Origin of the sequence: Pedobacter sp., assembly GCF_031119335.1 — a bacterium.
Lineage (GTDB): Bacteria > Bacteroidota > Bacteroidia > Sphingobacteriales > Sphingobacteriaceae > Pedobacter.
On the sequence record NZ_JAVHXT010000009.1, the window covers coordinates 51,252 to 63,373 of the forward strand.

At 38.4% G+C, this 12,122-nt stretch carries 6 protein-coding genes; all 6 read left to right on the forward strand.

The window, feature by feature from the left end; genetic code table 11:
- The first annotated feature begins 42 nt into the window (after positions 1-42).
- Positions 43-390 carry a type II toxin-antitoxin system RelE/ParE family toxin gene (locus REI64_RS11035; protein WP_308850179.1) on the forward strand — a complete coding sequence of 116 codons (348 nt, stop codon included), beginning with the start codon at positions 43-45 and terminating at the stop codon, positions 388-390.
- Positions 390-698 carry a helix-turn-helix transcriptional regulator gene (locus REI64_RS11040; RefSeq protein ID WP_308850180.1) on the forward strand — a complete coding sequence of 103 codons (309 nt, stop codon included), beginning with the start codon at positions 390-392 and terminating at the stop codon, positions 696-698. Before REI64_RS11035 ends, REI64_RS11040 begins: the two co-directional genes overlap by 1 nt.
- A gap of 238 nt (positions 699-936) precedes the next feature.
- Positions 937-5,067, forward strand: a complete 4,131-nt coding sequence (locus tag REI64_RS11045) for a two-component regulator propeller domain-containing protein (protein ID WP_308850181.1) — start codon at positions 937-939, stop codon at positions 5,065-5,067.
- 301 nt (positions 5,068-5,368) lie between these two features.
- A complete protein-coding gene (locus REI64_RS11050) occupies positions 5,369-8,548 on the forward strand; it encodes a TonB-dependent receptor (protein ID WP_308850182.1) in 3,180 nt (1,059 codons plus the stop codon).
- Positions 8,549-8,556: 8 nt separating this feature from the next.
- A complete protein-coding gene (locus REI64_RS11055) occupies positions 8,557-10,287 on the forward strand; it encodes a RagB/SusD family nutrient uptake outer membrane protein (protein WP_308850183.1) in 1,731 nt (576 codons plus the stop codon).
- 21 nt (positions 10,288-10,308) lie between these two features.
- The coding region (locus REI64_RS11060) for a SusC/RagA family TonB-linked outer membrane protein (protein ID WP_308850184.1) at positions 10,309-12,122 on the forward strand (1,814 nt) is incomplete at its 3' end.

Here is a 12,122-nt window from a genome sequence, read left to right on the forward strand (position 1 = left end):
CCTTAATAGGAAACTTTTATCTTTGCTTGAAAATATTATTGAATGGATGAGTACAGATTTCGAGTTGAATTCTTAGAAGAAGCGAAAGGCTTTTTGGACGAACTTGACGAAAAAGCAACCGGCAAAATTGTTTACAATATTTGGAAAGCTCGAAGTACTAATGATAAAGAACTTTTTAAAAAACTTCAAGACGAAATTTGGGAGTTTAGAACAAAATATAACAAAGCGTATTATCGACTTTTTGCTTTTTGGGACAAGACAGACAAAAATGATACTATTGTTATTTCAACTCACGGTTTGATTAAGAAAACTGACAAAATTCCCAAAAGTGAAATTGAACGAGCGGAAAAATTGAGAGAAAAGTATTTTAACGAGAAAAATAAAAAGTAATGAAAACATATAGTTTAGAAGATTTGACCGACAAATATATCGGTAAAAAAGGAACAAAAAAGCGTGACGAATTTGAAAACGAACTGCGTCTTGACTTATTGGGACAAGCTATCAAACAAGCTCGACAAGAACGAAACTTGACACAAGAAGAATTGGGCGAACTTGTAGGCGTGAAAAAAGCTCAAATTTCTAAAATTGAAAACAGTACAACTGACGCAAGATTTACAACAATTTTGAAAGTTTTTGAAGCTTTGGGAGCAAAAGTGAACTTTAACGTAGAACTAAACAACCGTAAATTGGCATACTAAAAAACTATGCCGAACGCACAACAAGGGCAATAGTGGGGCGAAACTGCAAAGTTCAACGGTTGTTCTTCGATTGAACTTTTTTTGCAAAATTGAAGATTTTCGCTTCGATTGCCCCACCATCGCAAAGTCCTAAAACGATTGGGTTATGAGATCTGTTATCAGTTTTACGTAATTAACAAATAGATTACGTGTTTACCAAAGGATTGGATATATTTACATCTACTAACCAATTCCCCCTTTGGCATTTAAATTTAACATACCCGTTTTAACAGGACTGCTGCTTTTTGTATTTGCCAAATCGGTAGATGCGCAACAAGCGCCCTTAAAGTTTAACCATTTATCGTTTAAAGAAGGTTTGGCACAAAGCCCTATTTCTACTATTGTTAAAGATAGTAAAGGCTTTATTTGGTTGGGGAGTTGGAAGGGATTAACCCGTTACGATGGCTATACTTTCCGTACATTTAAGCATCAGAACCAACAACCTAAAAGTATCAGTAACAACCGGGTAAATGCCATTGTAGAAGATAAGAAGGGTAAACTGTGGATTGGCACGTCTAACGGGTTAAATATTTATAATCCCGCTACAGAGGTATTTAAAAGGGTTGATATTAGAGATATCAAAGGTGGAAGAAATTACATTTCGTCGGTATTATTAGATAGTTACCAAAACGTTTGGACCGCTACATTTGCCGGCGTTAAATTGGTAGATACCCAAAAATGGGTGCTTAAAGAGCAAATTGGTTTAAAGGACACTTCTTTAAATAGCTTATACAGTGCCGTTGCCTTTACCATGTTTGAGGATAACGCCAAAAGAGTGTGGGTCGGTTCTAAAAATGGCGTTAAGCTATTCAATCCAAAATCTAGGAAAGTTCTTCAGTTACCCAATGCAATTGCCAATTCTGAGGAGTTAAACGCGGCAAAGATTATCGTTATTAGACAAGATAAAGCCGGTAATTTATGGTTTGGCTCCGAAACTGCTGGATTATTTAGATATGAGCCTAAGAATGACAGACTAAAGGTTTTTAAAAATCAAGATAACAATTCAAAAAGTATTTTATCAAATTGGATCAGAGATGTTTATATCTACGATGCACAGCAAATTTGGGTAGGTACACGTAATGGTCTAAGTATATTCGACACGCAAACCGAACAGTTTACCAATCATACGCATAGCGCTGTAAATCCAAATAGTTTAAGTGATAATACCATTTGGAGCTTTATGCAAGATGATGCTTCGGGTATTTGGATTGGTACTTTTGCTGGTGGATTAAATGTTTATTATCCATCTAACGCAAACTTTGGTAACATTGGTGAACGCATTGGTGATAGAATGGGCCTTTCGCATTTGGTAGCGAATGCCATTTCTGAGGACAAAGCCGGTGGACTTTGGGTTGGAACTTATGGTGGCGGTATCAATTATTTGAATAGAAATACCGGTGATTATCGTTATTTTGATATCCGAAACGACCAAAAACAAACACGTAATGGTGTAAAATCTTTAGCAGAAGACGCAGACGGCAATTTGTGGGTGGGTACCTTAGATGGGCTTTGTCATTTCAATAAAGAAACTAAGAAAATACGTTTCTTCAAATTTGCGGTAACCCAAGGTAAATTCAGCGAAAATTTAATTAATTCTATAGTTCCGGAAGCCGACGGTGTTTGGGTGGGCACAAACGGAGGTGGAATGAGGTACTTAAAGCCAGATGGTACATACAGAACATTTGTGCATTCGCCACAAGATAAAACCAGTATCAGCGATAATTTTGTGGTTACTTTAATTAAAGATGCACAAAGTAACTTATGGATAGGTACGCAAAATGGTCTTAACTATTACGATAGAAGGAAAGACACATTTAAACGTTTCATTAAACGTAATAAGCCAAACACGCTTAGTAATAACAGTATCATCACCATGTTTAAAGATTCTAAAGATAGACTTTGGATTGGTACAGATGGTGGTGGCTTAAATTATTATAATCCGATAACAGATAAATTTTACGCACTTAATGAGGAGGAAAGCCTAACGGACGATGTGATACATGCGATAGTTGAAGATGATAGAGGCGATATTTGGATAAGTACCGATGATGGCTTGTATAAACTACACTTCAAAAACTTTAACCTGCCATTTTCTGCTAAAAATGTAGCCATTACACATTACAACGCAAACGACGGTTTAGCAAGTAACCAATTTCAAACTAACGCTGGCTTAAAACTTAAAAGCGGCGAATTATTATTTGGAGGTATCAACGGATTAACCTCGTTTTTTCCCGATAGGCTCATTAAAAATGAACTGAAGCCTAAAGTAGCTTTTACCGATTTTCTAATCAGAAACAGACCTGCTTTGGTAGATTCTGCTAATTCGCCACTAAAAAAATCAGTTACTTTTTCTGATCATATTGAGCTGAAGTATGACGAAGGATACATTACTATCAAGTTTGCGGCGCTAAATTTCATCAACCCTGAAAAAAACCAATATGCCTACAAAATGGAAGGTATTAGGGGCGATGACTGGCATTATTCTGGTACCCAACGCGAAGCAAATTATACCAATTTAAGTCCGGGTAATTACACGTTTATGGTAATGGCTGCAAACAATGACGGTTTGTGGAATACCGAACCAATTACCTTATCAATTACGGTTTTACCACCTTGGTGGCAAACTTGGTGGGCTTTTGTTATTTACGCTGCCATTATTTACTATATCGCCTTAACCATATACAAGTTCCAAAAGAACAGATTAAAGCTAAAACGCGAATTGTATTTAGAGCATTTGGAAAAAGAAAGGCAGGAAGAACTGCATCAAATGAAGATTGATTTCTTCACCAACATTTCGCATGAAATTAGAACACCATTAACCTTAATTCTTGGTCCAATAGAAAAAATGTTGATGGGTTCTGGATTAAATGCTGCCGCAAGTAAACAACTTACACAGGTACAACATAATGCCAATAGGTTAATGCGTTTGGTGACAGAGTTAATGGATTTTAGAAAGGCAGAAAGCGGTCACATGAAGCTGGCTTTTTCAGCTTGTAATTTGGTTCAATTTGCGGAAGAAATTTATCTCTCGTTTCAAACATTGGCGCAAGACAAGCAAATTGTTTACCAGTTTGAAAGTAACGTGAAGGAGTTAGAAGTTTATTTTGATAAAGACCATTTAGAAAAAGTGCTGTTCAACTTGTTATCTAATGCTTTTAAATTTACGCCAGAAAAAGGCAAGATTACGTTTAAAATAGAAGCAGGAGAAAACAGCGTTTCGGTTAAAGTAATAGACACCGGCAGAGGAATTTCACAGAAAAATATTGAGCAGTTGTTTACCAAATTTTTTCAGGTTTATAACGAAGAAGTTTCTAATAGTGGCTATGGGATAGGTTTGGCATTATCTAAAAACATTGTAGAACTACACAAAGGTACTATAGATGTAGTAAGTGATATTGAGGATGAACAGAATAAAGAAACTACATTTACCGTAACCTTGCCTTTGGGTGCTGCTCATTTAGATAGCAACTCAATTATCCCTGAATACATGAACAGCGATAATCCTGTGCATTATTACCTGCAGTCTGCCGCAAACGATATCATTACCGAAAATGAGCAAGAAACGGTCGATCATAAATACACCATTTTAGTAATTGAAGATAACCTAGAACTACGAAACTTCATTAAAGATTCGTTCAAAAATCAATATCGGGTAGTAGAGGCGGCCAACGGTGTGCAAGGCTTAGAAATGGCTTTATCAGAACTGCCAGATTTAATAATTAGCGATGTGATGATGCCAGAAATGGATGGTTTAGAATTGTGTAGAAGAATTAAAACCGATGAACGGATTAACCACATTCCTGTGGTGTTGCTAACAGCTAGAGCGGCTTACATTCACCAAATAAACGGCTACGAAAAAGGTGCCGATGCCTATATTACCAAGCCATTTAGTACGCAAATTTTGGCGTTAAACGTTAAAAATATATTAGCTACAAAAGAAGCTGGCAGACAGAAGTTTGTTAGAGATATTTTGCTCAATCCAGAGCCGGTAAAAATAGAATCACCAGATGATAAGTTTTTAGCAAAGCTGATGCAAATTATTGAGCAAAATTTAGACAATACTGATTTTGATGTTACTGCACTTACCCAAGAAATTGGAATGAGCAAAACGGTACTGTATAAAAAAGTGCAAGCTATTACCAATCTTTCTGTTGCAGATTTAATAAAATCGATAAGGTTAAAGCAAGCAGCATACTTATTAGAAAGCAACCAAATGACTGTTGCCGAAGTAGCCTTTGCCGTTGGTTTTAACGACAGAAAGTATTTCAGTAAGGAGTTTAAAAAACAGTACGATGTTAGTCCGTCTGAATACCTGGCGAGTAAACAATAAATTTATTTTAATCATCGCCCATTGAAAAAAATTGCCTTTAATTACCAGAAAAAACAATTTTACCCCTAATTACGGAAGAATTTACCCCTTTGTTTTGCGCTCGTCTATACATCTTTGCTACAACCAAATATTGTATGATGAAACCGCTAACCAACCAAACAGCGTGTGCAGCGCTAAATTCCAAATTCAAACAAGTCTATTGCTTAGCTGCTAAAAAGTCAAACCCGATTGCCTCGCCGCATATCGATGGAAATACTATATCTATATATTTTAACTAACCACAATATTAAGCCCAATTTGAATGATACTACTTTACAAAAGATTTAGTTTTTATTCGCAACGTATACTTACTGGGATAGGTAGTCAGTCTAAAAAAGCAACATTGCTCTTTCTGGCACTTACTTATAGCTTTATGCTATTTGCTCAAAACAGAGTAATCTCGGGTATCGTTAGAGACAATCAGGGGTTGCCCATTCCGGGGGCATCCATTAAGCTCAAAACAGCAAGTACTACCGCTATAAGCGATGGCGATGGCAAGTACACTATTTCTGTACCAGCGGGTGCTGCAGTTTTAGTGTACAGCTATATTGGCTTTGTACAACAGGAAATTACGGTACCCGCAGGAACCAATGTGCAAAATGCTTCTTTAAAAGAAGATAATACCAATCTTAACGAAGTGGTGGTTGTAGGTTATGGTACGCAAAAGAAATCTACATTAACTGGAGCTATTTCAACAATTAGCAGCAAAGAAATTTTACAATCTCCAACATCAAACGTAACCAATAGTTTAATTGGTCGTACTCCGGGTTTGGGGGCTGTGCAACGAAGCGGGCAACCTGGTTCAAACAGTGCGGTAATCAATATCAGAGGTTTGGCAACTTATAATGGTTCTGGTGCTATTGTAATTGTAGATGGTATCGAACGTCCAGATTTTGGAGATATAGATCCTAACGAAATTGAGAACATCAACATATTAAAAGATGCTTCCTCTACTGCTATTTTTGGTATTAGAGGTGCAAACGGAGTAATCATTGTAACTACCAAATCTGGTAAAGAAGGCAAGCCTAAAGTAAGCTATAGTGGCAATGTAAGTTTGCAAACTTATACAGGTATTCCAAAAACGTTAGATGCTTATTCTAATGCCTATTTAATTAACGAAGCTAACAGAAACGATGGTTTGGCACCAACTTGGAGCGACAATGCTTTGCAGAAATTTAAAGATGGTTCCGATCCCTTGGGCTATCCAAATATCAATTGGTTCGATTACGTAACCCGCGATTTTTACCCTCAAACACAACATAACGTTAGTGTAAGTGGTGGTACCAAAATGGTGAAATATTTTGCCTCTGTAGGTTATTTGTTCGAGGATGGTATCTTTAAGAACTTCGATTCGCCATACCAGATCAAATCAACTCCAGATTATAACCGTTACAATTTTCGCTCAAACTTAGATATTAAACTGAGCGAAGATTTAGAAGTAGGCGTTAAGTTGGGAGGCCGTTTACAGAAACGCTATCAGCCTAGCGGTTTACGTTCGGGTACTGGTTCGTTTTCTTACGATAATGTAGAGGCCATGATTTCGCGTATCCTGCAAGTTCCTGCCTTTGCCTATCCGGTAATGCTACCTGATGGCCGTTTGGCACAAAATCCTAACGTTGGCACTAACATTTGGAACCCATTGGGTGTACTTACTCGTTGGGGAACCAGATACGATGATTTTAATAACGTACAAAGCACATTTAATGTAAATTACAACTTGGGTAAGTTGGTAAAAGGCTTATCATTCAAAACTAATTTTGGTTACGATTCGTATTTTGAGAATACTACCAGAAGAAATGCCGTTTGGGCAGCTTATGTAATTGATAGGGACAGCAAGGAAGTTACACTCGCTGGGGATAGACCTAGAGATGAGCCCTTAAGTGGACTAATTGCTAACTATGGCGGTACTATCCATACCAATATACAATCAGGTTTTAATTACGATAGAAAATTCGGAAAGCATAGCATCACAGGTATTGCTTTAGCAACACGCCAGTTAATTAACGTACAAGGTTCAACGGCAACTACTGCTCCACCAAGGGCATCGCAAGGTGTGGTAACACGTTTAACTTACAACTATGCTGATAAGTACTATGCCGAGTTTAATGCAGCTTATAATGGTTCCGAGAATTTCCCAGTAGGATTAAAGTACGGTTTCTTCCCAGCGGTTTCTGCTGGTTGGACCATCAGTAGCGAAGACTTTATGAAAGATTCTAAATGGATTAGCTATTTAAAACTTCGCGGTAGCTACGGTTTGGTAGGTAGCGATGAACTAGGACAACGTTTCCTTTATATCACCAGTTACTTACGTAATGCGGCGGGTTTCACATCATCAACGCCAGCTTTCACCCGTCCGGGTATGCCAGTTCATTTTGGAGATCCAACCAGTGTAGTTACCTATCCGGTGGTTTACTTGCCAAATAGCTCTATCGGTAATCCCGAAATTACTTGGGAAACAGGTTTAAAACGCAACATAGGTATCGAAAGTAAATTCTTAAAAAACAGTTTAAGCTTAAATGTTGATTTGTTCGACGAAACTCGTAAAGATATTTTAACAACCAGAAACTCAAACATGACCATGCTGGGGCAAGGCTACCCGCCTTTAAATATTGGCGAGGTTTATAATAAAGGTTACGAGGTTGAAGTAGATTACAACAAACAAAGAGGAGAGGTTACTTATGGTATCAATGCCCAAGTTTCGTTTGCACGTAACAAGATATTAAATAGAGATGAACCTATTGGTCAGCCTGCTTACCAAAAACAAGAAGGTGGTAGGGTTGGTCAATTCTTTGGTTATGTTACCAACGGATTTTATACTTCGCAACAAGATATTGATAACTATATACCTAATGAGTTGGGCATACCAATACCTGGCGACTTGAAATACGTTGACATCAATGGAGATGGCCGTATCAATAGCGATGACAGGACTGCCATTGGTTATTCGAGGGTGCCAGAATACATTTTCAGTATTTCTCCACGCATTTCTTACAAAGGATTTTCTGTATCGCTAATGTTCCAAGGCGTAACTAATGTAAGCTCAGATGTAATTTTAACCGAGCAAAACAACGGACAACAGATGTACGAGTTTATGTTAAACCGATGGACACCACAAACGGCAGCGACGGCGACATGGCCAGCTTTACACTCTAGAGGAAATACATTTATTAGCTACCAATTAAACGATTTCATTCTACAAGACGCCTCTTACATTAAACTGCGTAATGCCGAAATATCATATACCTTGCCTAAAAGATGGTTAGAACCTTTAAAAATATCATCATTAAGGGTGTTTTTAACTGGACAAAACTTGGCCACTTGGACCCGCTTTAAAATGTATTTAGATCCAGAAAACATCAATGTAACCAATGGTGATTTTTCAAGACAATCTATCTATCCAACATCAAGAATTTACAACCTAGGCGTAAATATTCAATTATAGACATGAACATGAGAAACAGATATTATTCCATTATTTTCCTTTTTGTTGCGCTTGTGGTAACCTCATGTAAAAAGGATTTTCTAGATCGTACACCATCTGCCGATTTAGATGAAGAGAGGGTATTTAAAGATCCGGCATTGGTTGCGGCTTATGCAGACAATGCCTATAACCACTTAATTGATGATTATGCTAGGTTTAATGCACATCGTGGTACAACTGCGCAACTGTCGGATGAGGCTGTGTCTGGTAATACAGACGTGGCAGTAAGAACCATGAACCAAGGCTTGTTCCACGATCATTATGAGCGTGGCGGAGCGCAGCTAAACGATATTGGCGATGTTTGGGACAGAGCTTACGCAGGTATCAGAGTGGCAAATGTGGTTTTAACCAGAATGAAAGCGGCAGAGCCAAATACTATTGTTCCAAATCAGGTAAGGGTTAGTGGCGAAATGCACTTTGTTAGGGGCTTTTTATATTTCGAATTGATTAAACGTTTTGGAGGGGTTCCAATTTTTGATAAGCCTGCTACCATTTTTGAAAATATCGATATTCCTCGTAATACTTACCAAGAATGCTTGGATTTCATTTTGGCAGATTTACAACAAGCAGAAACCGCGCTTCCGCCAGATTACAATGCTTCAAACTACGGTCGTGCTACCAAAGGTGCCGTGGCAGCATTAAGGGCTAGGGTTTTGCTATATGCCGCAAGTCCGTTAAACAATCCAAGTAACGATTTAAGTAGATGGGCTGCAGCAGCAACGGCGGCAGAAGCCGTAATGGGAATGGGCTACAGTTTACAAGGTACTTATGACGACATCATGAACGTGTCTCAATCTTCAGAGTATATCATGATTAAGGTTCGTCCGCCACGTGTTATTGATGGTTTCTTGTTAGACTTTGTAATGTCGCCTGGTTCTGGTGGTGCACAAGGTTCTATGAACCCTACGCAAAACCACGTAGATATGTACGAAGCCGTAAAGTGGAGTAACCCACCATCACCACAATTGCCTGAAATTATTTCAAGTGCACCCATCAGCGATTCTAACTCTGGATACGATGCGCAAAAGCCTTACGAAAATCGTGATCCTCGTTTTTATGCCAACATATTGTATAACGATGCCTCGTGGCAAGGCCGTAGAATGGGGATGTGGTCGCAGCTTAATGCTACCACGGGCAATTATACTTACGGAAACGATTTTAGACCAAATAATATCATTTACTCGGCAACACGGTACTATTGCCGTAAAATGTGGCCAGAAGTGTACGTAAGAAATGCCACTCAACGTGCTTTGTTCAACTTTGTCTTTTTCAGATATGCAGAAGTGTTATTAAACTATGCAGAGGCCATTAATGAAAGCGGTGACTCACCTGCCAACAGAATAAAAGCTTTGGATCAAGTCAATTTAATTAGAGGGAGAGTGGGGATGCCTAAACTACCCGATAACTTAACCCAAGCACAATTAAGAGATGCCATTGTAAGAGAAAGAGCAGTTGAACTAGCTTTCGAAGATTTTAGATGGTACGATTTAATTCGTTGGAAAAAAGCGAAGGAAGTGCTTACACAGCCAATTAAAGCAATGGATGTAGTGAGAAATGCAAATGGAAGTTTCACTTACAATGTGGTTACCTTACCAGTAATTTATCAACGTCGTTTTGACGATCACATGTACTTGTATCCAATTCCTCGAAGAGAGGTTTTTAAAAGCAACGGTATTTTAAAACAAAATCCAAATTGGTAATTAACTAAAGCATAAAATTAGATGAGATTTCTAACCAAATACATATTACTTACGTTATTGAGCTTAGGCTTTTTGCAGCCCGCTGTAGCACAAACCGAGCAGCTAAATGTAAAAGGTAAAATTGTAGACCAAGCTGGTGCACCAATAGCGGGAGTTACCATTATTGTTCAAGAAAAAACGAGCGGTGTAGTAAGCAATGCCTCAGGAGAATTTGAGATAGAAGCCAACAACAACGATCGAATTGTTTTTAAGATGGTAGGTTATAATACCATTTACAAACCTGCGTATGAAATTAAAGAGAACGAACCGTTAAAACTGGTAAAATCTTTAATTGAAGCAGGCGATAATGACAATGTTTATATCCCCTTTGGGATAAGAAAAAAGCGTGAAGTTACTGCAACCATTAGCACGGTAAATACACAAGAATTGCCTCAAATTCCGCTTTCTACACTAAATAACGTATTAACAGGTCGTTTATCGGGTTTGCATATCCAGCAAACTGGCAATCGCCCGGGTACAGATGATGCTACTTTTCTAATTAGGGGCCGGTCTTCTTACAACAGCGGGCAATCTCCGTTGGTATTGGTAGACGGTGTATCGCGTGATTTTGTAGACATGGATTTAAATGAAGTAGAAAGTATCAGTGTATTGAAAGATGCAGCTTCGCTATCGTGGTACGGCTTGTACGCAGCAAATGGCGTTATTCACGTAACTACCAAACGTGGAAGCGCAAGTGCTACAAAAGTAACTTTCGATGCTCAGGGTGGGGTACAAACGCCAATCACCTTAATCAACCCATTAAACTCGTATGGTTATGCCTACTTATATAACGAAGCACGCCAAAACGATGGACAAGCACCTCAATACTCACAAAACCAGTTAATTGGTTATTATACCAAATCAGATCCATATTTATATCCTGACGTAGATTATCCATCAGAATTTTTGAAAAAGGCATCGCCTGTGCAACGTTATGTAGCTACGGTAAGTGGCGGTAATGCTTTTGCCAGATATTTCACCTCGGTGAGTATGTACGATCAGGACGGTTTATATAAGGGTGGAGAAACTGCTGCTTTTAACTCAAATACTAATTTTAGGAGATATAATTTCCGTACCAACCTAGATTTGCACATCAATAAAAATCTAGATGTTACTTTAGATGTTGGTGGTCGTGTATCTAATTTGCGCTATCCTAGAGATGGTAACGGAGGTTTTTTGACAGCCATTTTTAATACGCCTGCCAATGCCTTTCCGTTAATTAATCCTAATGGTTCTTATGGTGGCAGCACATTGTTCAGAACCAACCCGTTGGCCATGTTGCAGGCACGTGGTAATGTAACCGATGTATATCGCACATTATTAGCTACAGTAACTGCCCGTCAAAAATTAGATGCTTGGTTAAAAGGCTTATCGTTAAACTTAGCCTATACCTATGATATGACAGGTTTGTACACGCATGGTTTTAACCAAAGTTACATTGCTTACGAGTGGCAGGGTGGAAATTCTTACCAAGGTTATGGTACAGAAACACCTCTTAATTATGCAGCTAGTACATTTAATGACAATTTAAGAAATAACGAGTTTTGGGGCGGTTTCGATTATGATAATAGTTTTAAAGAACATAGCTTTAAATTCTCTACCCGTTTCCAACGTGCTGTTTCGGCTTCTGCAACCCGTTTAGATGACAAGAGAGAAGGTATTTCTAATCGTTTATCTTATGGTTACAAACAGCGTTATTTTGCAGATGCCATTGCCACCTACTCTGGTTCACAAAACTTTGCGCCGGGTAAACGCTTTGGCTGGTTTCCTGCTATTGCAGCTGGGTGGATTGTAAC